This window comes from Hyphomicrobiales bacterium (assembly GCA_030688605.1).
Lineage (GTDB): Bacteria > Pseudomonadota > Alphaproteobacteria > Rhizobiales > NORP267 > JAUYJB01.
Map to the genome: position 1 here is coordinate 1 of JAUYJB010000005.1, position 26,791 is coordinate 26,791.

Below are 26,791 nucleotides of genomic sequence, written 5' to 3' on the forward strand. Positions count from 1 at the left end.
GATGATGCCGGCGGCGGTGGCGAGCGAGGCGGCGAGCACCACATAGCCCAGCTGGCTGACGGTGGAGTAGGCGAGGCGGGCCTTGAGGTTGTCCTTGGTCAGCGCGATGAGCGAGGCCATGACGACGGTGAAGGCGGCGACATAGGTCAGCCAGGTCGCGGCCCCGGTCTCGGTCAGGAAATCGATGCCGAAGATGTAGACGGTGACCTTGAGCACGGTGAACACGCCGGCCTTGACCACGGCGACGGCATGCAGAAGCGCGCTGACCGGGGTCGGCGCGATCATCGCCGCCGGCAGCCAGAAATGCATCGGCATCACCGCCGCCTTGCCGATGCCGAAGACGTAGAGCGCCAGCAGCACGCCGATGGTCGCGGGGCTGGCCGTGCCGGCGAGGATGCCGCCCGGCGTGAAGGCGACGGAGCCGGCCAGATACCAGGTCCACACGATCGCCGGCAGCAGCAGCAGCATCGAGGTGCCGAGCAGCATGATCAGATAGACGCGGCCAGCGCGCTTGGCCTCCTCGGTCTTCTTGTGGGTGACCAGCGGATAGGTCGACAGGGTCAGCGCCTCGTAACCTATGAACAGCGTGAATAGATTAGCGGCAAACGCTATGACAATGGTCGAGCCGAGGGCCACCGCGAAGCAGACATAGTAGGAGGTCTGGCGCGGCTCGTCATTGCCGCGCATATAGCCGATTGAATAGATCGAGTTGAGGATCCACAGGCCGGAGGCGACCGTCGCGAACAGCATGCCGAGCGGTTCGATCGAAAGGCCGAGATCGAGCCCCGTCGCCACTTCGAGGCCGCCGGTCGCCGGCCGCTCCCCGGCCAGCACGCGCCAGAGCAGCGCCAGGACGACGAGGAACAGGATGGCCGAAGCCGAAAGCGTCACCGTCTCGCGCGCGTTCGGCGCGCGGTGAAACACCGGGATCAGCGCCGCGGCGGCAAACGGCACGATCAGAGACAGGATGAGGAGCGTCTCGCCGGTCATCTGAGCCCCGCCAGCAGCATCTCGGCGGCGCGCCGGGCGACACCGACGGTGAGCGAGGTCTCGATGCCGAAATAGACCGTCGCCGCGGTGAGAACCCAGATCGGGATCAGCATCGAGGCCGGTAATTCGCGCGCTTTCCTGGTCTCCTCGGTGGGCTCGCGGAAATAGGCGTGCTCGACGACGCGGCCGATATAGAGGACCGAGATCAGCGAGCTTGCCACGATCAGCGCGACGAGCCACCACCAGCCCTTCTCCAGGGCGCCGAGCGCCAGATACCATTTGGAAATGAAGCCGGCGGTGCCCGGCGTACCGATCAGCGCCAGCCCGGCAAGCACTAGGGCGGCCATGGTCAGCGGCATCCGCCGTCCCAGACCGTCGAACTGGCCGATGCGGGCGAAGCCGAGCCGGTAGACGACGCCGCCGACGGCCAAAAACAGCGCGCCCTTGATCATCGCGTGATTGAACAGATGCACGATGCCCCCGGTGAGACCGGTCTGGTTGGCAAGGCTGATGCCCAGCGTGATGTAGCCGATCTGGGCCACCGACGAGTAGGCGAGCATGCGCTTGATGTTCTGTTGGAACACGGCGACCAGGGAGGCGATGAACATGGCCGCTACGGACAGGAGCAGGAGGATCTCGGAAACCGGCTGGGCGCCGAACACGACGCCGATGCCGTAGACCGAATAAAAGTAGCGCAGCAGCAGGTAGACCGCCGCCTTTGTCGCCGTGGCGGCAAGAAAGGCCGTCGTGAATGAAGGCGCGTAGGCATAGGCGTTGGGCAGCCAGACATGCAGCGGGAACAGCGCGAATTTCAGGCTGACGCCGACGGTCAGGAAGGCAAGCGCGGCAAATAGCGGCCGCATCGTCGTAATGTCGGCGAAACGGTTTGCCATGTCGACCAGGTTCAGGGTCCCGGTAATGGTGTAGAGCAGCCCGACGGCGATGACGTAGAAGGTCGCGCCGATGGTCCCCATGATGAGATACTGATAGGCGGCGAACAGCGCCCGGCGGTCCCGCCCCATGGCGATCATGGCGTAGGCGGCGAGCGAGGAAATCTCTAGGAAAACGAACGCGTTGAAGGCGTCTCCCGTGATCACGATGCCGAGCAGGCCGGAAAGGCACAGCAGATACATGGCGTAGAACCAGGCCCGCCGGCTGCTGGCGATTTCGGCGGCGACGCTGAGCCGCGCATAGGGCAGCATGACGGCGCCGGCGATGGAGACGAGCAACAGCACGAAGGCGCTCAGCACATCGACGCGGTACTCGATGCCGAAGGGCGGCGGCCAGCCGCCAAGCGCATAGGAGATCGAGCCCCCATCCAGCACCTGCATCAGCATGGTGAAGGCGATGACCGGCATCGCCAGGCTGGCCGCCAGCGCGATCAGCCAGGCCGTCCCGCCATGGCGGACCAGCGCAGCAAGCAGCGCCGCCAGCAACGGCAACACGACCTGAAGGGCGGGAAGCTGGGCGCTCATTCTTCGGAGATCATCTGAAAGATTTCATCCTCCTCGATGGTGCCGAATTCCTCGTTGATGCGCACGACCAGCGCCAGGCCGAGCGCCAGGGTGGCGACGCCGACGACGATCGCCGTCAGGATCAGCACGTGCGGGAGCGGGTTGGAATAGACGGAATAGCCCTCGGCGAGGATCGGCGGGGTGCCGCCGAGGATCTTTCCGGGAGAGATGTAGAGCAGGTAGACGGACGTCTGGAACAGGCTCAGGCCCACCAGCTTCTTCACCATGTTGCCGCGGGCGACGACGATGTAGAGGCCCGAGACCATCAGGAAGATGGTGATCCAATGGTTGTAGTGATGCAGGATCGGCTCCAGCAGCTCCATCAGCGCCCCCGTCCGGCAAAGGCGTAGAAGATCGCCGTCATCGTTCCGGCGACGGTGACGAGCACGCCGATCTCGACCAGCATGATGCCGAGTTCCTGGCCGTGCACCGGATCGTGCAGCAGCACCGAATAATTCAGGTAGTCGCTACCCAGGAGCACCGCGGCAACGCCGACACCGGCAAAGATCAGCACGCCGAGCGGGATCATGATCTCGACCAGAAGGGGCGGCACCACGCGCTGCGCCGCCGCCAGGCCGAAGATGATGGCGTAGAGGACAACCATTGCCGCCGTGATCACGCCGGCCTGGAAGCCGCCGCCCGGGCCGTAGTCGCCATGGAATTGGACGTAGAGCCCGAACACCAGGATGAACGGCAACAACATCTTGATGACGACGCGCAGCACGACATCGAATTTCATGACGCGTCATCCTTCTTCCTGGCTCTCCTGCCGCGGCCCCTCAGCAGCATCAGGACGCCGATGCCGGCCGTGAAGATCACCGTCGTCTCGCCGAGCGTGTCATAGCCGCGGTAACTGGTGAGCACCGAGGTGACGACGTTCGGAACGCCGGTTTGTTCGATCGATTTTTCCAGATAGTAGGGCGCGACATGCAGGTGCATCGGCGTGTCGGCAACGCCGAAAGACGGCAGGCCATAGGTGCCGTAGACGAGGACCGCCGCCGTGACCGCCGCGACGAACAGCGGCAACAGCGGCGTGTGGGCGGGACGGGTTTCCTCGGTCTTGGTCAGCGCCAGAACGCCCAGAAGCAGCACGGTCGAGATGCCCGCGCCGACGGACGCCTCCGTCATGGCGACATCGACCGCGTCGAGAACCAGCAGCACGCTCGCCATCAGAAAGCTGTAGGCGCCGGCGAGAATGACGACGGCGAAGAGATTGCGCAGCCGCACGACGCCGACGGTGACGGCCGCCAGCAGCGTCAGCAGCACCATGTTGATCAGCGCTTCGATGGCTTGCCTCCCTTTCCCGCCCGCTTCTTCCCTTGTTTGCCGGTGCGATCCTCCGCCAGCAGCGGCGCCAGGCCAGTGGTCAGCGCCGCGTTCGCCAGCGCGTGCGCCGCGACCGGCCCGCTGAGCAGCAGGATCGCCAGAATGATCGCCAGCTTGGCCGTGACCAGCGACAAGCCCGCGGCGACCATCATGCCGATCACCAGGAGGCTGGCGCCGACCGTCTCCATGACGCTGGCGGCGTGCAGGCGGGTGAACATGTCGGGCATGCGCACCAGGCCGATGGCGCCGACGACGTAGAACAGGCCGCCGAAGGCGAGCGCCAGCCCGGTGACGATATCGCGGATGAGATCGATCAATCGACCGGCTCCTCGCCCGCGTAGCCGAGATCGCGGTAGCGGAAGAACTTCAGCACCGCGAGCGTGCCGATCACGTTCAGCAACGCATAGAGGATGCCGATATCCAGGAACTCCGGACGATCGGTCATGAAGCCGTATAGCGCCAGCAACAGAATCGCGCCGTTGCCGACCGCGTTGGCGCCAAGCGCGCGGTCGAACACAGTCGGCCCCTTGAGCGCCCGCACGACGGCAAGCGCGATCGCCACCAGCACCGCGATCGCCGCCGCGGCGAACACTAGCCGACTCCCTCGAATTCGGTGACGCGCTCGTTCATCGCGCCCTTTTCAAGGCTGTCCGCGCCGGCGCGCTCGAGCGCGTGGACGATAATGTCGTGGCGATCGAGCTCGACCGAGATGGTTCCCGGCGTCAGTGTGATCGAATTGGCGTAGGTGGTGATGCCGAGCGGCCCTTTCTGGCCGCCATGGACGCGCACCAGGGTCGGCGAGATCGGCAGCTTCGGGTTGACGATGATCGTGGAGACGCGCCAGGCCGACTTGACGATCTCGACCGCCAGCCAGGGCCAGTAGGTCACCGCCCGAGGCAGCAGATGAATCGGGTGGCCTTCCGCGTCGGCGGTCCCCATGTGCCAGGCCAGCGCGGCGGTGGCGACGCAGCAGACGGCGCCGATGGCGATGAGCAGGCCGGTATAGTGTCCCGAAAGCAGCAGCCAGAAGACGAACAGCGTAATGGCGAGGCTGACCAGACGCATCCACCCCCTCCCCTCGTTCACCCGGCGCCGTCGTCGCCGCGCCACCCGGCTCGGTCGCCTTGCGCCCTTTGCGGCAACGCGGCCTTCCCGGTCATCCTTCGAATGCCGGCCTGCGCCCCGCAAACTATTCCGCTTGTGCGGATTGTTCCATACCGGATAAGCCAATAAGGGGACGGCTGGCAATCGTCGATTGACGTTTTCTTGCGACAAATCCACACACGATTGGTCCTTTTGCGGGAGAAACCATGCGCATATTCGACTCCCTCGACGCATTTGTCGCGGCGCTCGGCGGCGATATTGGCGTCAGCCCGTGGATGACGGTCGATCAGGCGATGATCGACGCCTTCGCCGAGGTCAGCGGCGACGACCAGTGGATCCACGTCGATCCTGCGCGCTGCCGGCGCGAGCTCGGCACCGGCACCATCGCGCACGGCTATCTGTTGCTCTCGCTCCTTGCCGGCCTGGCGCGCCGGACTTATCGCATCGAGGGCATTTCGCGGGCCGTCAATTACGGCTCGGACAAGGTGCGGTTTCTCTCGCCCGTGCCCGCCGGCAGCCGCGTCAGGGCCCGGTTTCATCTGGCCGAGGCCGAGCGCGATGGGGCGCGGCGGAAGATCCTCAACAAGGCGCAGCTCGAGATCGAGGGGCAGGAAAAGCCGGCGCTCATTGCCGAGGTGCTGACCGTCTTCTATGTTTGACCGGAAACCGCCGGAAACCGTACGGCAGCAACCGCCATCCTGGGGAGAAGCCCGATGCAAGACGCGGAAAGCGGCAAGAAAGTCGAACGGACAATCGAGGAATGGCGGGACATTCTGTCGCCGGTACAGTTCGACGTCACCCGCCGGCACGGTACGGAACGCGCCTTTTCCAACCCCCTCCATGCGGAAAAGCGCGCCGGAGAATACGCTTGCGTCTGCTGCGGAAAACCGCTGTTTTCCTCCGGCGCCAAGTTCGATTCCGGCACCGGCTGGCCGAGTTTTTTCGAGCCAGTCGGCCAGGACGCACTCAGCGCGCACGAGGACGACAGCGTGTTCATGCGCCGCACCGAAGTCCGCTGCGCCGCCTGCGACGCGCATCTGGGCCACGTCTTCCCCGACGGGCCGCAACCGACGGGATTGCGCTATTGTATCAATGGCGTAGCGCTGAAATTCGCACCTGAGAATAAGAGCGAAACCGACTGACCATGGATGCGCGCAGCCCAACCGGCGGGAAGACCGCAACGGCGCCCGTTGCAGCGAGAATTCCGCGGAAAACCTCGGTCCACGGAGTGACGCTCCGTGACGACTACGGCTGGCTGCGCGCCGCCAATTGGCAGGAGGTGATGCGGGATCCTGCCAAATTACCGGCGGAAATCCGCCAATATCTGGAAGCCGAGAACGAATATACCGAGGCGGCGATGGCGCCGGCCGAGGCGCTGAGGCAAGAATTATTCGCGGAAATGCGGGCGCGCATAAAGGAGGATGACGCGTCCGTCCCGGCGCCTGACGGCCCCTGGGCCTATTTTGTCCGCTACCATGCGGGCGGGCAGTACCCGCTGTTCTGCCGCTTGCCGCGCGGCAAGCACGCTCCGGTTCAGATCCTGCTCGACGGCGACGCGATGGGCGCCGGCAAGCCCTATTTCGCCATCGCCGGAGCAAGCCACAGCCGCGACCACAGGCATATCGCCTACAGCCTCGACGAGGCCGGGGGCGAGTTCTACACGCTTCGCGTGCGCGAGGCTGAAAGCGGCCGCGACCTGCCGGACATGATCGAGGGGACGCTGCCCGGCGCGGTGTGGAGCGCCGACGGCGGCTCACTGTTCTATGTCCGCCTCGACGACAATCACCGCTCGCGCTGGGTCTACCGCCACCTCCTCGGCGGCGACCCGGCGGACGACGCGCTGGTCTACGAGGAGACCGACCCGGCCTTCTTCGTCGGTATCGGCGAGACTCAGGACCGGCGCTACATCCTCGTCCACGCCCACGAGCACCAGACGAGCGAAACCCACCTCATCGACGCCGAGACGCCGGAGGCCGCGCCGCGCTGCGTGCTCGCGCGCGAGGACGGCCACGAATACCGGGTCGAGCATCATTCCGGCGAGCTGTTCATCCTGACCAACAAGGAGGCGGAGGACTTCCGCATCGTTTCCGCGCCCGTCTCCGACCCGGACCCCGCGCGCTGGCGCGAGGCGGTGCCGCACGTGGAAGGGCGCATCATCCTGGCGCTGGGCATGCTCAAGCGCCACATGGTGCGGCTGGAGCGCGCCGACGGGCTGCCGCGCATCGTCGTGCGCCGGCTTGCCGACGGCGCCGAGCACGCCATCGCCTTCGACGAGGAGGCCTATTCGCTGGCTCTTGAGGTCGGCTATGAATTCGAGACCGATACGATCCGTTTCACCTATTCGTCGATGACCACGCCGGCGCGAGTCTACGACTACAACATGGAAAGCCGCGAGCGGCGGCTGCGCAAAGAGCAGGAAGTGCCGAGCGGGCACAACCCGGACGACTATGCGACCCGCCGGATCCATGCGCCAAGCCACGACGGCGCCGAGGTCCCGGTCACGCTGCTCTACCGCAAGGACACGCCGCTTGACGGCTCCGCGCCGCTTTATCTTTACGGCTACGGCGCCTACGGCATCGCCATTCCGGCCGCCTTCTCGACCAATCGCCTGTCGCTGGTCGACCGCGGCTTCGTCTTCGCGCTCGCCCATGTGCGCGGCGGCAAGGACAAGGGCTATGGCTGGTACAAGGCCGGCCGGCGGGAGCACAAGATGAACAGTTTCACCGATTTCATCGCCGCGGCCGAGCATCTGATCGCTGAAGGCTATACCGCCAGGGGACGGATTGTCGCCGAGGGGCGCAGCGCCGGCGGCATGCTGGTCGGCGCCGCCGCCAACAGGACGCCGGATCTCTTTCTCGGCATCGTCGCCGGCGTGCCCTTCGTCGACGTGCTCAACACCATGCTCGACGAAACCCTGCCGCTGACGCCGCCGGAATGGAACGAATGGGGCAATCCGGTCTCCGACGCCAAGGCCTTCGCCACGATCCGTTCCTATTCGCCCTACGACAATGTCGCCGCGCGGGCCTACCCGCACATCCTGGCGACCGCCGGGCTCACCGATCCGCGCGTCACCTATTGGGAGCCGGCCAAATGGGTCGCCAAGCTGCGAACGATGAAGCGCGACGACCGTCTTCTTCTTCTGCGCACCATCATGGACGCCGGCCACGCCGGCAGGTCGGGCCGCTTCGAAGCCTTGCGCGAGATCGCCTTCGACTACGCCTTCGCGCTGACGATCGCGGGGAAGGCCTGACTAAGCGCCCGGCCGATGCGGCCCTATCGGTCGAATTCGGACAGAGGGTACCCGCGGTCTACCGGATGGATTCGCCTCGCTCCTAAGACCAGAAATGACCCAAGGCGGAAATCGGCCATTGTCAGTCAAGGTAAAATCAATCTGCCAACCGGGAAGTTGGGTTAGCAATTCCTGTTGAACAGCCACTTGGACTGAGACACTGTTCCAAGCGTTTTCCCGTGTGAAGCATGATGAGGTTCCGTGATGCCCGAACCGCGCTCGCCGCGCCTTGCCGTTCTCATTGATGCTGACAACGCCTCGCCGAAGATCGCAGATGCTCTGTTTGAGGAGATCGCGAAGATCGGGGAAGCGAGCGTCCGCCGCATCTACGGTGATTTTTCCCACGCACGTTCACGAGGCTGGGCCGCGATACTGCCGAAGTATGCGATCAATCCCCACCAGCAGTTTGCTCACACTATCGGCAAGAATGCATCCGACATGGCGTTGGCAATCGACGCGATGGACCTGCTTTATAGCGGCCGATTCGATGGATTCTGCTTGGTGTCATCCGACAGCGACTTCACTCGACTTGCCTCTCGCATCCGCGAGCAGGGCGTGGATGTTTTTGGGTTCGGGGAACGAAAAACTCCGGAGAGTTTCCGGCAAGCCTGTCGTCGCTTTATCTACACGGAGAACTTGCTAGCCGCTTCGTCGAATAGCACTCTCGATGCGGCCCCGCCCACCAAACCGCTTCAGTCTCCCAGCGCCGCCACACCCATCATCAAGAAGGTCATCACACAGATGGAAGGCGAAGACGGATGGGTGTCGCTGAGCGCTGTCGGAAATCAACTCGGCAATTTGATCTCTGACTTCGATCCGAGAACCTACGGCTCGCGAAAACTAAGCGACTTGGTCCGAAAAACCAACGCGTTTGAGATGGACAATCCTGAAGTTGGCACAATGCGTATACGCATTAATCCGTCCGCGACAAGAGTGACCAAAGCAAAGTCGGACAAGCGGGTATGACCGGCAAGTCGGGCCGCTTCGAGGCGCTGCGCGAGACCGCCTTCGACTATGCCTTCGCGCTGATGATCGCGGGGAAGGCGCCCACCGGCCGCTGAGCCGGCGCGGCCTCCTCCAACCGTCCCCTGGAGGGGAAGGGTGGCGCGAAACGGCGCGGCATTTTCCATCCTTCTCCCCTGGCGGGAGAAGGTGGCGAGGATCGCGCGAGCGATCCGAGCCGGATGAGGGGGGCGACTCCGCGCCGCCCCCTCACCCAGCGTCGGCTAGGGCCTCCGGCCCAAGCCTCCGCATCCCTCTCCCGCACGGGGAGAGGGAGCGCCCCGGCGCGGCCTCATCCTATCCTTGTCGAGCCGGGCGACGACAAGGAGGGGCAACAATTCGCGCCGTCGGGATAAGTCCGCAATCCGTCCGGCCGATGCGGCGCTATCGGTCGAATCCGGACAGAAGGCACCCGTTCCGGATGGATTCGCCTCACCCTTAAGACCGGAAATGGCCCAAGGCGAACTCTTACGACCAGTGGAGGGAGACGTCAGCCTCTTGCTCGGCATCAGTTGTGGCATACCACTGCCGATGCCATCATGTCTTCATGGCCAACCAAAGCGACATCAACCGCTGGAAGAAAGGCAAGGACCACTGGAACAAGTGGGCCGAAGGCTGCCTTGCTGCCAAGGTGAAGCTGGAGAAGGATGGGAAGTGGGCGGTTGATCGGGCGGGCGTTGCCACCAACGCAGAAACAAAGCGTTGGATAAATTCCGCCACGACCGATTTTTCAGGGCACTTCTTCGAGGCCAAGACAGATTTCAGCGCGTTCGTGTTCCCTCATGAGGTGACATTCGCGGTGGCCGAATTTCGACATCGTGCCGATTTCAGCGGGGCAAAGTTCTGCGGCAGCGCGTATTTTCGTGATGCGACCTTTCGCAGCGTCGCGAGGTTCAATTCTGCTAGATTTTGCAAGGCCGCAAGCTTTCGCAGAACTACATTTTCGGGTAATGCGTGGTTTATAGGATCCAGATTCAAAGAAAAATCTGTTTTTTCAGAAGCCACATTCGATAAAACTGCCAATTTTAGTGAATCAAAATTCTTCGGTCTTGCCTCGTTCAACTGGGTGCAAAGCACTGGGTCATTTTCGCTCGCCGACGCACTGTTTGCAGAAGTCCCAGACTTCACACAGACAAGTTTTCGCGCACCGGTGCGCCTAGATAACCTCCGGGTTCCCCAGGCAAGACCGTTCAAGCTAAAGGGTCACGATGAGCGTGCCGCATACTATCGCGCTCTGAAAAAGATCGCCATCGAAAGCCACGATCATCTGCGCGAGCTCAACTTCTTCGCCAGCGAAATCCGGGAACGGCGGTGCAACGATGATCCTTGGTGGCATATTCGATATTGGGTTGGTTTCTTTTACGAGCTTTCCTCGGGCTTTGGGCGAAGCATCCTGCTTCCACTCGCCTGGCTATTCGCTTCTTTCGTTGGGTTTGCATACCTATACGGTCGGCACGCTCCTGACGGATGCATGCCGGACTCCGCGTGGCCGGACACGAGATTTCTGGCAGAGTTTTACCTGTCGTTTCTGAACAGTCTGCCTCTGGTCGGTTTCGCACGCGCCCACGGGAGAGACCTAGCCGAGAAGTGCCTCTTCGGGTCGTCTGAAGCGATCAAACCCACCGTGGACATCGTCTTCATCGGACAGAATATCTGGTCCGCCCTCCTCATCTTCCTCGTTCTCCTCGCCGTGCGGAACCATTTCCGGATCAAGTGAGTCCATGAATGCTGCAGAGTCAGTTGCTGCCACATCCCCGACATTCGGGCTCCCCGTCCTGAATGCGCAGCCCCAGGTTCCATCCGTCCGGTTTTCTCCTCTATGCAGCCCCCTCCCCGCGCCCGCGATTTGACCTCGGTCAACGCAGCTGGTGGCGCGGTCTGGCAAAGGCCGGGACCGTGGCCGTTTTTGCATTGCACAAAGACGCGCCGGAGCATGGTCCGCAAAAGTGGGAACCGGTTTTGCGAAAAGAACAAGCTCGAACAAAAAATAAGAGCGAAATCCATTCGATGAGAACGGTTTTTGCTCTAAGAGAGACGCTGCGCGACGCCGCCCCGCGACGAGCGCGACGCCGGCCAACGCGGCTAGAGCAGAATCCCTTCAGATCGAAGCACCGCAGCTTCGACCCCCACCTCGCCTCCCCCTTTCAGGGGGAGGAATAATCGCGGCGCATCAACGACTTGTTCCCTCCCCCAGTAAGGGGGAGGGACAGGGAGGGGGTTGGGCCGGCAATTCAATCTAATTGAATTTTGCTCTAGGGTGCCGGCCACCGAGCAGGCTTTTCCCTCATGGCGCGGGCAGCTGCAGCAAGGTCACATAGATGCCGGCGATAATGGCCGAAGTGATCACGCCGGAGATGCTGGCGCCCATCGCCCAGGGCAGGATCATGGCAAACTTGTTGGCCCTGTGGGCCTCCTTCTGGGCCACCTTGGCCGTTGTCGGCAGGCAGGACACCCCGGCGATGCCGACCACCGGGTTAAAGGTGCGGCCGCTGATCCAATAGACGAAATACCCGCCGACGATGCCGCCGATGCCGGAGAGCAGCAGGGCCGTCATCCCCAAGACCAGGAGCAGGATGACCTTGGGGTTGAGGATCGTGTTGGCTTCGAAGAGGACGCCAAGGAGGAGTCCGAGAAAGAAGGTGGAGCCGTAAAGCACCGGACCGCCGAGAAACTCCACATATTGCTTCACGCCAGACTCGCGGACGATGATGCCCAGGAAGAACGACATGAACAGCGGGGCGGCCACCGGGAAAAGCAGGGAAAGCAGGGTGGCGGTTATGACGGCGAAGGTTATCTTCTCCCCGCGGCCGATGCTCGGGACGGTCTTCTGGTCCATCACGACCCCGCGCAATTCCTTCGGGATCATGAGCCGGACCAGGTAGGGGTAGCCGGCATAGGCCAGGCTCAGATAGAGGTAGGCGACGATCGTGATCGGCACGAACAGGTCTCTGGCCAGCAGCAGCGAGGTATAGAGAACCATCGGGGCGTCGGCGCTGCCCACCATGGCGATCGCCGCGGCTTCGTTGTAGGGCAGTCCCAGGGCGACGGCGAGGGGAAACGTCAACACGGTGCCCAGTTCCGCCATGATGGCGATGATCATGCAGCGGACCGGCGCAATCAGCATGTAGCCGATGTCCGATATGACGCCGATGCCCATGAAGATCAGGCAGGCGATCAGCCCGTTGCTGAACGAAAACGTGTAGATGGGCTGCAGGAAATCGATCTGCAGGACGTCAAAGAGCTGTTCCGGACCGCTGGCGGTCGGATCGATGAAAATCGTTCCCATGGCGGTTGCCGAGAGATAGAGAACCCCGGCATTGACGCTAGCCATCCCGACCCCCATGGGGATCATGATCAGGGGCTCGAGCGTCCCCTTGGCCCCCAGATAGACGAAAAAGATGCCGAGGGCGATCAGCACGATCCTCGCCACAGCGATGAGCGGATCGGATGCCACCATGGTGGCGATCCCCTGAAAGATATTGAGAAGATCGATCTCCGGCATGGTCACGCCGTCCTTTTCGACACCGCATCCCCCGGCTTAAGGGGCGCCTGCGCCTTGGCGCCGTTTCGCGCATCGGCATGGGCTTTCCGCGCCTTGATCCCGACGAAGATCAATCGGATGATCCAGGCCATGATGAACGAGACCACGGCCGCCAGCGCGTAGACGAAGAGCATCAATTTGACGGAACCCCAGAAATATTCCATTTCACCCCCTGCGATAGGACGTTCCCCGTTCCGGCCGAGAACGCAATTCCAGCTCGATTCTGCGGTGCGAACGGGCCGGGGCCAGGCTATTCGAGAACGATCAACACCTGGTTGGCCTCGACTTCGGCGCCCTCGGAGACCCTGATCTCGGCGACCTTGCCGTCGGCCGGGGCATAAATCGGGTTTTCCATTTTCAGGGCTTCGAGGATGATGAGTTCATCTTCGAATTTCACCTGATCTCCGACCTTCACGTGAATTTTCCAGATCGACCCCGACAAGGGGGCGGTGACCTCTACGCTCATCGAGCATGCTCCTTATCACGATTACGCGCCAAGAATTTCCAGCCGAGCGGAAGAACCGCCGCCGCCAGGATGATCTTGAAGACGGCCGCCCACATGAACGGCAGAACGCCGGACTGAAATGCCTTTTCGAGTCCGATGAGATGGGCAAGCCACAGATAGCCGAAGACGAAGATCAGCGCCGTGCCGATGACCATGGCGGCCAGCGTCGTCAACAGGTTGCGGTCCCAGCCTCGTTCCCCGAGATAGCCGACGAGTGCGGCCGAAACGGCAAACCCGACCAGATAGCCGCCCGTCGGTCCGGCCATATAGGCCAGGCCGATGCCCTTTTCCGGCGTGCCGGCGAACACCGGGAGCCCAAAGGCTCCCTCGGCCAGATAAAGCAGGACGGTCATCGCCCCGAGACGCCAGCCGAACGTCATGCCGATGACGAGGACGACGAAGGTCTGCATGGTCATCGGCACCGGATAGAACGGCACCTGGGTCTTGGCCGACAGGGTCAGCAGCGCCGTTCCGGCCAACGCCACAATGATCTGGCGCAAAAAGCTTTCGGCCGATGCCGGCCAGGCGGCGCTCAGCAGCGTCGGTTGCGCGTTGGACATTCCCTGCATCGCTGTCTTCCTTTGCCGGGAGAATCGCCTGAAGCACGGCCTTTCCCGTCTTACCGGCCGAAGGCCCCCGGATCACGTTCAAATTCACGGAAATCATGGTGCGCGATGGCCCGCCTATCCCTTGATGATGCGGGGGAGAAGCTGCTGGTGGACCGGGGTCAGGGACCGGGGATTCTGATAGTTGGCTCCGGCGAAAGCCTGGATGTATTTGCGCAGGTCGGTCAACGGGGCGATTTCGTCGACGAAGCCCTTCTTGGCGGAATAGACCGGGTGCGACTTTTTCTCATAATCCGCGATCATCTCGTTCATCGTGTCGATGACCGGGGCGATGTCGCGGCCGGCTTCGTCTTCCTTGAGCAGCCGGCGTGCGTAGGAGGCGGCGGCGGCCGTTTCGCCGTGCATGACCCTGATCGCCGTGAGCGGGGTGCCGAGGGTGAAGGCATTGTTTTCGTTGGCCTGGGGGCCGCCCATGATGTAGTGGGCGGCCGCTTCGCCCTTGCGCAGGACGATACACATCATGGAAAGATCAGTCTTTTCAATGGAGTAGATCAGAGTCTGGCCCAACGCCAGAAGCTCGGCCTCCTCGGCGAGATCGCCGACATCGATGCCGGTGGTGTCCTGAAGCCAGACGATCGGAAAATTGTCGCGGCCGCACAAGGTGACGAATTCGCCCTGCTTGATCAGTCCCTCGCGGTAATGCTTGCCGCCGACGCCGGGATAGGCCCCCTTGGCGTATTCCGGATAATCGGGGAACACCCCCTGACGGTTGCCGATAAGAGCCACCGGGAAACCATCGATTTTGGCGATGCCGGTGAAAATCTCGCGCCCGTAGTCGGGGCGGTATTCCATGAACTCGCTATTGTCTGTGAGGCGCGCCAGAAACTGGATGGCGTCGTAGGGGCGTTTCTGATTGGCGGGAAGAATCAGGTTGAGGTCTTCGATCGGGTATTTGGGTTCGGCGGGCGCAGCGACGCGGAACATGGTCGGGTCGTAGGCCGGCATCATGCGCATATAGGCCTTGATGCCGTCGAGGACGCCCTGTTCGGTCTCATGGACCTCGCGGAAATAAGCGGTCTTGTCGAAATGGGTCTCCACGCGGCCGGGCGGTTTCGACTTGAAACTCTTGGTGGCCTCGATGAGCGCACGGGCCCCTTCTTCATCGACGCCGCCGCGGGGATTCATGCCGCCGACGATCCCGGCGCCGCCGACGGCGATGTTCGCCCCTTCGTGGGCGATGAGGATGGTCGGGCTGATCCCCTGATAGCCGCCGCCGGCGGGGTTGGTTCCGTAGATGGCGTTGAGGATCGGAATACCCAGCCTGTTGAGCTCGGCGTGACGGTAGAACGGCGCCCCGCTGGAGCGGCGCCCGGCATAGACGTTCTCCTGCTCCATGAGCTTGACGCCGCTGCAGTTGGTCAGCCAGACCAGGGGCACGTTGAGGCGCTTGGCCAGGTCGGTCACCATGAGAACGTTTTCCGCCTGCCCGGCGATCCAGGCGCCGGCCACGACCTTGTTGTCGAAACCGATGATGACCGCCCACTTGCCCTCGATCTTTCCGAGGCCGTCGACCACGCCGGTACACCCTTCCTCGTTGTCCCGGGGATTGTAAAGCGTGTGGAGGGGGTTCCAGGTTCCGGCGTCGACCAGATAATCGAGCCGGTCGTAGATCGTCATTCCGCCGCGTTCGTGGATCTTCTCAGCCGGCATCCCCGCCTTCTTGACCCTGTCGATTTCGCGCGCCAGGATCGCCTCTTCCGCACGGATCAGATCGACATTCTCCTTTGAGCGCCGGACTTCGCCTTCGCTGAGCGGCTTGCCGATATCGGGCATCTTCTCGAAATACGGACGCAGCGGCGTTTGCTTGCGCGGCATGGAATTGTTTCCACCTCCTGTTGAAACGGGTCCCGGGGGCCAAGGGTTGCCCTGCGGTTGCCTAGCGGTTGACGGTGTCCCCCAGGGAGATGCCGGCGATGATGAGCTTCTGGATGTTGCTGGTCCCTTCGACGGTCCGCAGCGAATGCGCGTCGCGAAGGAAGCGTTGCGCGGGATACTCGGTGGAGTAGCCGTAGCTGCCGAAGATCTTCATCGTATCGTTTGCGGCATGCACGGCGGCTTCCGACGCAAACAGCTTCGCCATCGAGGTTTCGTGCTGGTTGGGCAGCCCCTGATCCTTCAGCCAGGCGGCCCGATAGACGAGCAGCTTGGCGGCCTCGTGCTCGGCGACCATGTCGGCAATCTGGGCCTGGATCATCTGATAGGAGCCGATTTTCTTGCCGAACTGGGTCCGCTCATTGGCGTAGTTGATAGCGGCCTGAACGGCGCCGCCGCCGATGCCGATGGCGCCGGCGGCACAACCGATCCGGGTGTTGTTGAGCTGCCACATGCAGATCTGGAAGCCCTGGCCGACCTCGCCGAGCACCGAATCCTTGGGAATCTTCGCGCCGTTGAAGGCAATCTCTCCGGTGGGAGCGCAGTGCAGCCCGAGCTTGGTCTCGATCGGAACGGTAACGATCCCCTCCTTGCCCTTCAGATTGACGATGAAGCAGGTCATGCCGCGGTGTTTCTGGCTCTTGTCGGTAAAGGCATAGACGAGGCCCCAATCGCCGACCTGGGCGTTGGAAATCCACATCTTCTGGCCGTTGAGCTCCCAATGGTCGCCGCGATCGGTCGCCGTGGTTCCCATGCTGGCGACATCGGACCCGGTATTGGGCTCGGTCATGGCGAAGAACCCCAGGGATTCGGCGTTGACCCAGTCCGGAATGAATTTCTGCTTCTGCTCCTCGGTACCGAACTTGTTGACCGTCAGGGACGGGCCGAGATTCTGCATGTTGAAGGGCAGACGCCAGGATCCGCTCACCCTGGCGATCTGCTCGGCGAGTATGACCGATTCGAGAAAACCGAAGCCGTTGCCGCCATATTCCTCCGGCAGGGCGCAGCCGAAGAAGCTGAGCTCGGCCATCTTCTTGACGAGCTCGGGGCGGAACCTGTGATGTTTTTCGTCATCTTCCAGAGTCGGCAGGATTTCCTTCTCGGCGAAGTTTTTCGCCATCTCCTGCATCATCTGTTGTTCTTCCGTCAGTCCGAACTGCATCTCAGGCTCCTGCGCAATCATGGTCCCGTCTGTGTGGCATGCTGACCTTTAGGCAGGCTGCTGCGCACCCTGCCAATTGTCGCGCCTGTTTGTGCATTACAGAAATGCCTACCCCGTTTGGGCTTTGCCAGACCCTTCGATCGCGCGCTTTGACCAAAATCAATTGGCGCAAGCGCGGAACAATAGGGGATTTCCCAGTCCGGCGCGAGATCGCGCACCAGCGCTCAAACCTTGCAGCGGTCGTCGGCGCCAAGGCGCATTCAAGCCCAAGGCCGGAACGGACGGTGAGGGGCGCCGATGGCCGCGCCCTTATCGTTCATGCCTATTGAATTGGCAAGAATCGGCATTTCGCGCGCCGGCCGGGATTGCCCACCACGCGCCCAGCCGCTACCTTCCAGGCCGGTTTCACAATATCTGGGAGGCGCAAAATGGCTTTCGAACTTCCTGATCTACCCTACGCCTACGACGCGCTGCAGCCTTACATGTCGGCCGAGACACTCGAATACCACCACGACAAGCACCATCAGGCCTACGTCACCAACGGTAACAAGCTGCTCGAAGGCTCGGGCCTCGAAAGCAAGAGTCTGGAGGAGGTCTGCAAGGCGAGCTTCGGCAAGAATCCCGGCCTGTTCAACAATGCCGGCCAGCACTTTAATCACATTCATTTCTGGAAATGGATGAAGAGGGGTGGCGGCGGAACCCACCTGCCGGGCAAACTGCAGGCAGCCATCGATTCCAACCTGGGCGGCTACGACAAGTTCCGTGCCGATTTCATCAATGCCGGGGTGACCCAGTTCGGCTCCGGCTGGTGCTGGCTCGCGCTCAAGGACGGCAAGCTGGAAGTGACAAAGACGCCGAACGGGGAAAATCCCATGGTTCACGGTGCGGTGCCGATTCTCGGCTGCGACGTGTGGGAGCACTCCTACTATATCGACTACCGCAACGCGCGGCCGAAATACCTCGAGGCCTTCGTCGACAATCTGATCAACTGGGACTATGTCGCCGAGCTGTTCGAAAAGACGCGCTAATGGGTATAGCGCCCGTTGCCCCGGGCGGGCGGGATAGCGGGCGCGCCTTCCCCGCTCTCCGGCCGTTCGGCCGATTGCCCCGCGGCCTTGGCGCTTCCGGGCCGCGTCTTCCATTTCGCCTTGGCGCCGGGTGCAACTACAGGTTCCATGACGGCCGCTTGCGCCGGCTCTCTCGCCGCGATGCGCTTTACCCTGCTTCGGCGCCAGGCGAGCCGCATGGCGCGGGAGCGACGTGAAATCAGCCGTCCGGCGCGGCGGAACATGCGCGCCCCGCGCTCCAGTTCATGAATCTCGCCGGCGTAAACCTCCGTCAGAGCCGCCCGAAAATCGGTGATCCCACTACGGGCAACGGCGTCGAAGCGGCGCACCGACGCCATCCAGAACGGGCTGATCAGGAGCGACATGGCGATTACCGCCATGGCGAGCTTTTAGCCGGCTCCGTCGAACAGGCCGTTGGCGAAGCCGACCGTGGCCAGCACGAATGAGAACTCACCGATCTGGGCCATGATCAGCCCGGCGGGAAATGCGCGCTCCCACGGTTCACCGACGAAGTGCAGGATCGCCACGTTGAGGACCGACTTGGCGAGCAGCACGCCGAGCAGGAACAGGATTACCGTGAGCATGTCGGAGACCACATAGTCGAGGTCGATCAACAGTCCGATCGACAGGAAGAAGACCACCATCAGTACGCTTTGGATCGGCTGGGTGACCTTGATCGCCTCGGCCCGCAGGGTCGAATTGGCGACGATGAGGCCGGCGATAAAAGCGCCGAACGCCGCCGTGAGACCGAGCAGGCCCGAAATGGCCGCGGCGCCGAAGCACAGCGCCACCGAGGCCAGGGCGACCAGATCGACTCTGCCCTGGATGGCCCGGGAGAAGGGCAATGCGATCTTTCCGGCGCGCGCCAGTAGCCGGATGAGCAACAACAGGATGCCGACCGCGAGCGCCACCTTCCAGCCGACCTCGGCCAAACCGACCGTCGCATCAGAAAAGGCGGCGACCAGGATCAGCATCGGCACGATGGCGATGTCCTGAGCGACGAGCACGCCGATGGTAATGCGGCCCGTCTCGGTTCTCAGTTCGCCGACATCATCGAGCATGCTCATGGCGACGGCGGTCGAGGACACGGCGACAATGAAGGCAAGCAGCAACGCCTGGCCGGCGCTCCAGCCGAGCAGCGCGGCAAAACCGAAGGTGATGGCCAGCGAGATGGCGATCTGCGCCGCGGCGGTGATGACCGCGGGCTTGAGCACCAGAACGAAGGCGCGCAGGCTGATCTCCATGCCGATCAGAAACAGCAGCATGATGACGCCAAGCTCGGCCAGCAGGCGGATCTCGTCGGTCTCGCGCACCAGCCCCATGCCCGTCGGCCCGAGCACCAGGCCCGCGAGAATGTAGCCGACGATCGGCGGTTGACGCAGGCGAACGAAGAGAAGTCCCAACAGCACCGCTACGGCGGTGACCACGGCGATCCCGGTCAGATCGGAGACATGCTCGACCAATTCATCCCTCGTTCCTCCCCCTAGGCCACGAAGGCCGGCGCCCGAATGCCAAGCAACTCAGCGGCCTCTCGCGCGACGCGCTCGATCAACGCGGCCGCCGGCGGCACATCGTCAATCAGACCGATCGCCTCGCCGACATAGATGGCCGCCTGCGACGGGTCGCCCGTCTCCATCGCAGCGAAATACCGCCCCGCCGCATCCTCTGGCAGCGGTGCACTTGCCTGCGCTGCCAAGCAGGATTCGGCGAAATCGTTACTCAGGACTCTGGCGGTGAATTCCGGTGGCCATGTAAGTCCTCTGAGCTTATCGATCTGACTTGTTCGAATTGTGGCGTCGCCGTCGGCGGCGATGGCGGTGGCCTGCAAATTCGGGTGCACCAGTGCCTCGCGGCTCGCCCAGAAACGGGTGCGCATCATGGCGCCGTCGGCGCCGAGCATCAGCGAAGCGGCAAGACCGCGCCCATCGGCGATGCCGCCGGCTGCGACCAGCAGCGTCTCGGGCGCGCGCGCGGCAATCATGTCGGCGATCTCCGGCACCAGCGCCATGGTCGCCCGCAGGCCTCCATGTCCACCCCCCTCGCCGCCCTGGGCGACGATGATGTCGGCGCCGACCTCAAGCGCGCGCAGGCCGTGGGCCTTGCTGTGAACCTGGCAGATCAGCTTGACGCCGTCGCCGCGAATGCGCTCGGCAAACGGCTCCGGATCGCCGAACGAAAGCATGATCGCGACGGGGAAGCGGTCGAGCGCCAGATCGAGCAGGAAGGGGCGCTTGGCGAGCGACCAGGTAACGAAGCCGCAGCCGACCTTCTGCCTGCCGGCAAGCTCGAACTGATGCTCGAGCCACAGATCCTCGCCATAGCCGCCGCCGATGAAGCCGAGCCCGCCGGCCGCGGACACCGCGGCGGCCAGCTTGCCGCCGGCGGCATGCGGCATCGGCGCCGATATAATGGGCACGGAAAGCCCGAGCTGCTGCGTCAAACGCGTGGTCAACGGCATGTCTCGCCTTTCTCCGCCGGCTCATGCGGCGGGTCCAGATCCCATCAGCAGTTTCCCGTTGCGGGTTTCTGAATCCGGTCAGCCGCCATGCGCGAAGGCCCAATAGAGCTCGCGCGACTTCTGATAGACGGGGCCCGGCTGCAGGTCGCGCTCCTCGATGCGCGTCACCGGCATGACCTTGGAATAGTTGCCGGTGCAGAAAATTTCGTCGGCTTCGAGGAAATCCCGATGGGCCAGGCTGCGCTCATGCACCCTCACGCCGGCCTGGCGCAGCAGCGCCACGACGCGCTGGCGGGTGATCCCGTTGAGGAAGGTACCGTTGGGAACGGGCGTGTGCGCCTCGCCGTCCTTGGCCAGGAAGACGTTGGCGGTGGCGAGCTCGGCGACATTGCCGATGGCGTCCAGGATGAGTGCGTTGTCGAACCCTCTGGACTTGGCTTCGGCGAGCGCGCGCCCCGAATTCGGGTAGAGGCAAGAGGCCTTGGCATTGACCGGCGCACTGTCGAGCGTCGGCCGGCGAAAGCTCGAAAGGGTAACGGAAAAGCCCTTCGGGGCCGGCATCGGAACCTCGTAGAGACACAGGCAAAAGCGGGTGCTCTCGGGCAACGGCGGCACCGAATAGAAGCCGCCCTGCTCGGCCCAGTACATCGGCCGGATATAGAGGGCGGCGTCGGGATCGAAGCGCTTCCTACCCTCTTGTACAAGCTCGACAATTTCCTCGCCGCGATGCAGCGGCAAGAGGCCCAGCGCCGCAGCGGAGCGATTGACGCGGGCACAGTGCAGATCGAGGTCCGGCGCCACGCCCTCGAAGGCGCGCGCACCGTCGAAAACCACGGAACTCAGCCACAGCCCATGGGTGCGCGGGCCGACGATCGGCGCGTTGCCCTCAAGCCATTTTCCCTCGATCCAAGTCCAGGTTTTCGACCATTCCGACACCGGAGCGCTCCTTTATCCAAGACGCGCCATGGAACGCCGATGCGGGCGGCCGGTCAACCGTCCGATCGTCGCATCTTTCGCGGTCATTCGCGGTCTCGCCGCGGTTTCGCCGGCGCGCTTGCCGCCGCCATGCCGGTTCTTTCCGCCCTCTCGGATGCGCCATGCCGGCCCGTTTCCGTTTCATTTCCATTGCGCCGATTTCGTGTCGCGAATACCATTCTCGTATGCTACTAATAATCACTCGCAACTGATCCCCCCGGCCCTAGAAGCCGAGGGGACGGCAAGGATGACGACAGAATGACGGACCTCCGGGGCGAGCGGAGCAACCGATCGGGGTCGCTCGGGGCGGGACGGAGGGATGGACCGGGGCCGTTCGGAATAACGAACTTCCGCTCGGCCGCGTCCGGGACGATGCCGCAGGAATGGACCGGGCCCGTTCGGAATAACGAACTTCCGCGCGGCCCGGTGATGGGTGTGTGTGTATGGGAGTAAGTCAGAAGGGGCAACGGACGGAATGGGTTTTGACCTGTCGTGGCTGGAGCGGGCTGTAAGCCGCCGCCGGCTCCTCGGCGCCGGCCTTGCGGCGGGCGGGGCGGTGCTGTCGCCGGGCCTTGGCACGGCGCGGGCCCAGACCCTGCCCGGCGCCCGCATCTGCCGCTCTGGCGACCATGCCGGCAACGGCACGGTCGGGACCGTTGACCATGGACGCAACGGCTTCGACCCGCACGCGATCCTCACCGACTGGGACACCGGCACCGTGTCTGCCCGCGCCGACGGCCGGCGGGTGCGCGAATATCGGATCGTCGCCGTCGACCGCGAGATCGAGATCGCGCCGGGCCTCTTCTTCCCGGCCTGGACCTATAACGGCCGCGTGCCCGGCCCGACCATCCGCGCCACGGAGGGCGACATCGTCCGCATCGAATTCCTCAATTCCGGGACCCACCCGCACACCATGCATTTTCACGGCATCCACGGCGCCTCGATGGACGGCATTCCCGGCGCCGGCCAGGTCGATCCCGGCGAGAGCTTCACCTACGAGTTTACGGCCAGGCCCTTCGGCTGCCACCTCTATCACTGCCACACGCTGCCCCTGAAGCGGCACCTGCACAAGGGGCTCTACGGCGCCTTCATCGTCGACCCGGACCCGGCGCGCCACCCGGACGACGCCGAGGCCGCGCGCGGCCGCCTACTGGGCACTCAGGAGAATGCGCGCTGGCAGGAAATGGTCATGGTCATGAATGGGTTCGACACGAACTTTGACGAGGAGAACGAAGTCTATGGGGTGAACTCCATCGCCTTCGCCTATCACGACCAGCCGATCCGCGTCGCCCGCGACAGGCCGGTGCGCGTCTATCTCGTCAACGTCACCGAGTTCGACCCGGTCAACTCGTTCCACCTGCACGCCAACTTCTTCGACTATTTCGACCACGGCACGACCCTGACGCCAACCCACCGCACCGTCGACACCATCATGCAGTGCCAGGCGCAGCGCGGCATCCTCGAGTTCACCTTCGCCGAGCACGAGCCGGGCCTTTACATGTTCCACGCCCATCAGGCCGAATTCGTCGAGCTCGGCTGGATGGGCTTTTTCGAGGTCGCGTCATGACCGCCCTTCTGCGCGCATCGGCGATCGCGCCGCTGGCGCTGATCGCGCTTCTCGCCGCCCTGTTCCTGACCGTCAGGCCGCTCGACTTTCTGAGCCAGGGCGCGCCGCCGGCGGAGACGCTGGCGGTCGAGCGGGTCAGCCTCGACGACGCCGGCATCCACGTTCGGCTGCGCTCGGGCAGCGCGTCGGCCATGACTATCGCCCAGGTGCAGGTCGACGGCGCCTACTGGCAGTTCACGCAAGACCCGCCGGGCGCCCTGCCCTATCTCGGCAGCGCGCGGATCGACATTTCCTATCCGTGGGTCGAAGGGGAAGCGCACCATCTCACCTTCCTCACCGCGACGGGCGCGACCTTCGAGCACGAGATCGCGGCGGCGGTGGCGACGCCCGAGGTGGGCGGCGGCGATCTACTCGCCCTGGCGCTGGTGGGTTTGTGCGTGGGCGTTTTGCCAATCCTGATCGGCTATGCCTTCATGCCGGCGATTACGAGCTTCGGCGCGGCGGGACGCCGGTTCGCGCTGGCGCTCACCGTCGGGCTCCTGGCCTTCCTGCTGGTCGACACGCTGAAGGAAGGGCTCGAGATCGCGGACCGCGCCGTCGGCGGCCAGAAGGCCGCGGTCGCGCTGTGGCTCGGCGCGCTCATGAGCCTGCTTGCGCTGCTTGCCGTCGGCAGGCGCGGCGGCAGGCCGCCCGAGGGCACGGCGCTGGCGGCCTTCATCGCCATCGGCATCGGGGCGCACAATTTCGGCGAGGGGCTGGCCATCGGGGCGGCGCTCGCCGGAGGGGCGGTGGCGCTCGCCTCCTTCCTGGTGTTCGGCTTTGCGCTGCACAACGTCAGCGAGGGCATCGCCATCGCGGCGCCGGTCGAGCGGCCGGCGCGGCGCTTGAGCCTGCTCTTCGGCCTGGCGCTGGTCGCCGGGGGGCCCGCCATCCCCGGCACGATTGCCGGCGCTTACGCCTTCTCGCCGTTCTGGGCGGCGCTCGCCTTCGGCGTCGGCGCCGGCGCCATCCTCCAGGTCATCGTCGAGGTGGGCTCAAGCCTGATGCGCCATGCGCCCGAGGGCGGCTCGTGGTTCGGCGGCGCCAGCCTCTCCGGCTTCGTCGCAGGCGTCGCGGTGATGTACGCGACGGCGCTGCTTGTGGCGGGGTAGGGGGGGGGCGCGGGAGCGGGGCGGACGTGATTGCCCCTGTCACTCAGTTTGTACCGGGGCTTCGGCGGTAATAAGCGCCACGATCCCACGATCTTTATGACCCTTCCAGTCTGATCCGCTCTGACGGGTAGACTTCCGGAAACCGGCAATGCTCGTGGCACCACGCTGCCGCCGGTGGTGAGAGCCATTCCGTAATTTGCAGCATGTTGGCGTAATGCCTGGGCAGGTTCCATGACAGTATAGGCTCGTGGTGAGCGATTCGGTTGCGCAACGTGCGGATGGGACGAAGGGGGCCTGTCAAATCTTTGCGGCGCAAGCCCTTGCCATTAGCCTTGCGCGCAATCCTGTTGAGGTGCTGCTGCCAGAGATTTTCGTATTCCGGGCTTAGCATCGATGTCCAGAAGCTGAATGTTAGCGCCGCGACGACGGCACCCGGACTCAGGCCTTTTTTCTCTGCCGCCAGATCCTCGGCGGCTTTGGCGAGCTGTGCCTTTTGATGCTCGACAAGCAGGAAGCCATCGTCTTTGAACCATTCTTCATGCCGGATTTCACTCATCACGGTGTGGATGCGGTTGCGAAGAGCGACCTCAAGCATCTGGAGCGGCGGATAGAGGCTTTCGGAGATTTTTGTATTCAGCGTATAAAGCTCAAGCGCGCGATTTCGGTCGCCGCCAGCCCATGCGACATAGCGGGAAAAGCGTTCGAGCGAGAGAGCTCGCTCTATATCTTCAAAAGAATTCAAGGGCTTATTCATTTTTAATTGAAATTTTTCCCTACCTCAGCTATCTTATTGATAGACACCCCGGTACCGTCTCTGCCTCTGGCACGCGGCCGGGGTAAATTTTTGCCCTTATCCTTGTCTCAGCCCGACCGGCGTTTCCGCGTCTCTACGGGCCTCGGCGCGTTTCTCTTTCGCTTTGGCAAAATCTGGCTCTAGCTCCTGAACGCGCTCTACAAGCCCGTCCAGGTGATAGATATTGCTGTTCCAGTCGCCGGAAGCCGTTTTTCGCATCTCGCGGCGGATCAGGCCCGCTTTTTCAAGAGCGCGGATATTGTTCTGGACTGTTTTTCCTGTAATTCCAATCCTTTTTGCGATATCTTTCTTGGACGGAAACGGTTTTCTTGTTGGTTCTATCCAGTAATCCAGCAATTGAAGAATAATATTCATCTGGGTTTGATTAATACCAATTCTATTCTGCGCCTTGATCAGTATTGATGGCACGCCCGTGTAACCGTGTTTCAGGACGGCTTTACCCCATATCCTCTCGGTCGAGGATGGTTTGCGCTTCGACTCTTTCGGAAATAGAACGACGGAATCGGCTTTGTTCGATGTAGACATGGCTCTCGGCTCCTTATCCTCCCGACATACGCCCGGAATGCGCCGCATTCAATATGACGCGGTCTGCCAGGTGGGGAAATCTCGGGAGCCACCCGACTTGCGTTAATTGCGGTCCTTACCGTCGTACGGTGTATGGTACGCGATCTTTATGTGGACGGAACTCCACCCATCCTCAGCCCGCAGGCTTCCCTACACGTGGGGGCGTGAAATTCCGCACCTTCTTGGCTACATTTCTGCCTCTGCCTACCCTCGATTGTCGCGAAACAGCTTGGCGGCCCGAAGGCTGGCAGCAAAGGTCGTGTTTATCTTTGTTGCAAAGGCGTCGGCTATTCGTTGCATCGCCCTGGCGTGCGTCCCGAAGTCAGGCATAGTGGGCACGAGCTGCCGGGCCAGTCGTTCACTTTGCATTTGCATGCGGGATATGGACTCAAGAGCAGGATTGTTCGCAATAAGACGCTGCATACGCGCCGATTCAGCGGCAATTCGGCTAAGTCCGCTTGATTCAAACGCCCTTTGCATCGCCGTCATCTGATCGGTCAGCTGCGCAAGTGCGTTCTCGGACCGACGCTGTGCCTCCAAAGCCTGCTCCTGCCGATAGTTCTCATGAGCCCTTGCCAGCAGATCAGATTTCTCCCTGGACCATTTGCGTTGAAGGCGCCTGAGCGAAGCCTCATCCGAATAGCCCAGATGCCGCATAGCCGTAGTTGCCGCAAGGCGGCGGTCACGGACCATCCTGTCGGCCATCATCTCAAGCGTATACTTATCCTGAGCATTGTGGCGGGACGAACCCTTTGGACGGCCTCTGCCTCTTTTTTGGGGTCTCATCTGTCTCATCCTCGCGATTGCGAATCGATCTTGCTTCTAGGTTGAAGTACGCAAGCACAAGAATCCAGAGACAAGAATTGGGACTCGGCGATATTTAAAGTCGGCAAACGACAAAAAATAGACTTTCGAAGCATTGGAGCGACAAAAAATCAATTTATGTCGCTGTATGGTTTCCTGCGTCAAACATCCTAAATCACCCCGCCGGAACGATGGCAGCTAACTTCGGCGCCGTTGGCGTAGCATGCCTCCCGCGCCGTTGCCGCCCGGTCGTCGCGGACAAGCGCCGGTGGGGCGGTGAGCGGGCCAAGGCGGCGATCCGGGCACCCAGTCGCCTCCGAGCAAAAGCTTTGGCGCAGGGGTTACCGGGTTGCCCGATCAGGTCGGGCAACGACACCGTGGGTGTGTTCCGGGCACCCTCTTTTCCGGATTCCGGCCTGCGCCGGAAGGACGGTGCGTTACGAACACCGCGCGCCCTTCC

At 63.0% G+C, this 26,791-nt stretch carries 29 protein-coding genes; 8 read left to right on the forward strand and 21 right to left on the reverse strand.

The features are described from left to right. The 8 genes from Q8P46_00545 to Q8P46_00580 form a co-directional block, all read right to left on the reverse strand. A partial coding sequence (locus Q8P46_00545; protein ID MDP2618660.1) for a proton-conducting transporter membrane subunit occupies positions 1–990 on the reverse strand: 990 nt, incomplete at its 3' end. Next, entirely contained in the window at positions 987–2,465 is a 1,479-nt protein-coding gene (locus tag Q8P46_00550; GenBank protein MDP2618661.1) for a monovalent cation/H+ antiporter subunit D family protein, read from the reverse strand. The genes Q8P46_00545 and Q8P46_00550, both read right to left, overlap by 4 nt. Further along, positions 2,462–2,827, reverse strand: a complete 366-nt coding sequence (locus Q8P46_00555; protein MDP2618662.1) for a cation:proton antiporter subunit C — start codon at positions 2,825–2,827, stop codon at positions 2,462–2,464. Before Q8P46_00555 ends, Q8P46_00550 begins: the two co-directional genes overlap by 4 nt. Next, the gene (locus Q8P46_00560; protein ID MDP2618663.1) at positions 2,827–3,243 is read right to left on the reverse strand and encodes a Na(+)/H(+) antiporter subunit B; all 417 of its coding nucleotides are present in this window, start codon (positions 3,241–3,243) and stop codon (positions 2,827–2,829) included. Before Q8P46_00560 ends, Q8P46_00555 begins: the two co-directional genes overlap by 1 nt. After that, positions 3,240–3,773 carry a DUF4040 domain-containing protein gene (locus Q8P46_00565; GenBank protein MDP2618664.1) on the reverse strand — a complete coding sequence of 178 codons (534 nt, stop codon included), beginning with the start codon at positions 3,771–3,773 and terminating at the stop codon, positions 3,240–3,242. Before Q8P46_00565 ends, Q8P46_00560 begins: the two co-directional genes overlap by 4 nt. 5 nt (positions 3,774–3,778) lie before the next feature. Next, entirely contained in the window at positions 3,779–4,147 is a 369-nt protein-coding gene (mnhG, locus tag Q8P46_00570) for a monovalent cation/H(+) antiporter subunit G (protein MDP2618665.1), read from the reverse strand. After that, positions 4,144–4,422 carry a monovalent cation/H+ antiporter complex subunit F gene (locus tag Q8P46_00575; protein MDP2618666.1) on the reverse strand — a complete coding sequence of 93 codons (279 nt, stop codon included), beginning with the start codon at positions 4,420–4,422 and terminating at the stop codon, positions 4,144–4,146. The genes mnhG and Q8P46_00575 overlap by 4 nt, the downstream gene beginning before the upstream one ends. Continuing rightward, the gene (locus tag Q8P46_00580) at positions 4,422–4,895 is read right to left on the reverse strand and encodes a Na+/H+ antiporter subunit E (GenBank protein MDP2618667.1); all 474 of its coding nucleotides are present in this window, start codon (positions 4,893–4,895) and stop codon (positions 4,422–4,424) included. Before Q8P46_00580 ends, Q8P46_00575 begins: the two co-directional genes overlap by 1 nt. Before the next feature lie 245 nt (positions 4,896–5,140). Between Q8P46_00580 and Q8P46_00585 the strand changes: the two genes are divergently transcribed. The 5 genes from Q8P46_00585 (at position 5,141) to Q8P46_00605 (ending at position 10,942) form a co-directional block, all read left to right on the forward strand. Further along, positions 5,141–5,593: a MaoC family dehydratase gene (locus tag Q8P46_00585; protein MDP2618668.1), complete on the forward strand. Its 453-nt coding sequence runs from the start codon at positions 5,141–5,143 to the stop codon at positions 5,591–5,593. A 54-nt stretch (positions 5,594–5,647) separates the two neighbouring features. Further along, on the forward strand, positions 5,648–6,076 hold the full coding sequence (gene msrB, locus Q8P46_00590) for a peptide-methionine (R)-S-oxide reductase MsrB (protein ID MDP2618669.1): 429 nt from the start codon (positions 5,648–5,650) through the stop codon (positions 6,074–6,076). Between the two features lie 2 nt (positions 6,077–6,078). After that, the gene (locus Q8P46_00595; GenBank protein MDP2618670.1) at positions 6,079–8,184 is read left to right on the forward strand and encodes a S9 family peptidase; all 2,106 of its coding nucleotides are present in this window, start codon (positions 6,079–6,081) and stop codon (positions 8,182–8,184) included. Between the two features lie 243 nt (positions 8,185–8,427). After that, on the forward strand, positions 8,428–9,189 hold the full coding sequence (locus tag Q8P46_00600; GenBank protein MDP2618671.1) for an NYN domain-containing protein: 762 nt from the start codon (positions 8,428–8,430) through the stop codon (positions 9,187–9,189). 583 nt (positions 9,190–9,772) lie between these two features. Further along, on the forward strand, positions 9,773–10,942 hold the full coding sequence (locus tag Q8P46_00605) for a pentapeptide repeat-containing protein (protein MDP2618672.1): 1,170 nt from the start codon (positions 9,773–9,775) through the stop codon (positions 10,940–10,942). A 567-nt stretch (positions 10,943–11,509) separates the two neighbouring features. On the opposite strand, the gene Q8P46_00610 is transcribed toward Q8P46_00605, so the two are convergent. The 6 genes from Q8P46_00610 to Q8P46_00635 form a co-directional block, all read right to left on the reverse strand. Further along, positions 11,510–12,727, reverse strand: coding sequence for a sodium ion-translocating decarboxylase subunit beta (locus Q8P46_00610; protein ID MDP2618673.1), 1,218 nt, complete (start codon positions 12,725–12,727; stop codon positions 11,510–11,512). Between the two features lie 2 nt (positions 12,728–12,729). After that, positions 12,730–12,930 (reverse strand): hypothetical protein, encoded by a 201-nt coding sequence (locus Q8P46_00615; GenBank protein ID MDP2618674.1) that lies wholly within the window; start codon positions 12,928–12,930, stop codon positions 12,730–12,732. A gap of 86 nt (positions 12,931–13,016) precedes the next feature. Continuing rightward, the gene (locus tag Q8P46_00620) at positions 13,017–13,232 is read right to left on the reverse strand and encodes an acetyl-CoA carboxylase biotin carboxyl carrier protein subunit (GenBank protein MDP2618675.1); all 216 of its coding nucleotides are present in this window, start codon (positions 13,230–13,232) and stop codon (positions 13,017–13,019) included. Continuing rightward, positions 13,229–13,840 (reverse strand): biotin transporter BioY, encoded by a 612-nt coding sequence (locus Q8P46_00625; protein MDP2618676.1) that lies wholly within the window; start codon positions 13,838–13,840, stop codon positions 13,229–13,231. Before Q8P46_00625 ends, Q8P46_00620 begins: the two co-directional genes overlap by 4 nt. Before the next feature lie 114 nt (positions 13,841–13,954). Further along, positions 13,955–15,712, reverse strand: coding sequence for a carboxyl transferase domain-containing protein (locus Q8P46_00630; protein ID MDP2618677.1), 1,758 nt, complete (start codon positions 15,710–15,712; stop codon positions 13,955–13,957). A 61-nt stretch (positions 15,713–15,773) separates the two neighbouring features. Further along, a complete protein-coding gene (locus Q8P46_00635; GenBank protein ID MDP2618678.1) occupies positions 15,774–16,931 on the reverse strand; it encodes an acyl-CoA dehydrogenase family protein in 1,158 nt (385 codons plus the stop codon). A 428-nt stretch (positions 16,932–17,359) separates the two neighbouring features. Between Q8P46_00635 and Q8P46_00640 the strand changes: the two genes are divergently transcribed. Further along, positions 17,360–17,959: a superoxide dismutase gene (locus Q8P46_00640; protein ID MDP2618679.1), complete on the forward strand. Its 600-nt coding sequence runs from the start codon at positions 17,360–17,362 to the stop codon at positions 17,957–17,959. Here the strand turns inward: Q8P46_00640 and Q8P46_00645 are convergent. The 4 genes from Q8P46_00645 to Q8P46_00660 all read right to left on the reverse strand — a co-directional run bounded on the left by Q8P46_00645 (position 17,956) and on the right by Q8P46_00660 (position 21,392). Then, entirely contained in the window at positions 17,956–18,378 is a 423-nt protein-coding gene (locus Q8P46_00645) for a hypothetical protein (protein ID MDP2618680.1), read from the reverse strand. The two genes, Q8P46_00640 and Q8P46_00645, sit on opposite strands and share 4 nt — an antisense overlap. 9 nt (positions 18,379–18,387) lie before the next feature. Then, positions 18,388–19,461 (reverse strand): cation:proton antiporter, encoded by a 1,074-nt coding sequence (locus Q8P46_00650; GenBank protein ID MDP2618681.1) that lies wholly within the window; start codon positions 19,459–19,461, stop codon positions 18,388–18,390. Positions 19,462–19,481: 20 nt separating this feature from the next. Continuing rightward, on the reverse strand, positions 19,482–20,456 hold the full coding sequence (locus Q8P46_00655; protein ID MDP2618682.1) for a nitronate monooxygenase: 975 nt from the start codon (positions 20,454–20,456) through the stop codon (positions 19,482–19,484). A gap of 78 nt (positions 20,457–20,534) precedes the next feature. Next, entirely contained in the window at positions 20,535–21,392 is an 858-nt protein-coding gene (locus Q8P46_00660) for a branched-chain amino acid aminotransferase (GenBank protein MDP2618683.1), read from the reverse strand. 514 nt (positions 21,393–21,906) lie between these two features. Here Q8P46_00660 and Q8P46_00665 point away from each other — a divergent pair. Both Q8P46_00665 and Q8P46_00670 read left to right on the forward strand, forming a co-directional pair. After that, complete coding sequence (locus Q8P46_00665; GenBank protein ID MDP2618684.1) at positions 21,907–22,998, forward strand: multicopper oxidase domain-containing protein; 1,092 nt, start codon at positions 21,907–21,909, stop codon at positions 22,996–22,998. Then, positions 22,995–24,149, forward strand: a complete 1,155-nt coding sequence (locus tag Q8P46_00670; GenBank protein MDP2618685.1) for a metal transporter — start codon at positions 22,995–22,997, stop codon at positions 24,147–24,149. Before Q8P46_00665 ends, Q8P46_00670 begins: the two co-directional genes overlap by 4 nt. A 94-nt stretch (positions 24,150–24,243) precedes the next feature. Here the strand turns inward: Q8P46_00670 and Q8P46_00675 are convergent, their stop codons facing one another. The 3 genes from Q8P46_00675 to Q8P46_00685 form a co-directional block, all read right to left on the reverse strand. Continuing rightward, positions 24,244–24,903 (reverse strand): Abi family protein, encoded by a 660-nt coding sequence (locus Q8P46_00675; protein ID MDP2618686.1) that lies wholly within the window; start codon positions 24,901–24,903, stop codon positions 24,244–24,246. Between the two features lie 96 nt (positions 24,904–24,999). Next, complete coding sequence (locus Q8P46_00680) at positions 25,000–25,488, reverse strand: helix-turn-helix domain-containing protein (GenBank protein ID MDP2618687.1); 489 nt, start codon at positions 25,486–25,488, stop codon at positions 25,000–25,002. Between the two features lie 243 nt (positions 25,489–25,731). After that, a complete protein-coding gene (locus Q8P46_00685) occupies positions 25,732–26,313 on the reverse strand; it encodes a hypothetical protein (protein MDP2618688.1) in 582 nt (193 codons plus the stop codon). Positions 26,314–26,791 lie beyond the last annotated feature (478 nt).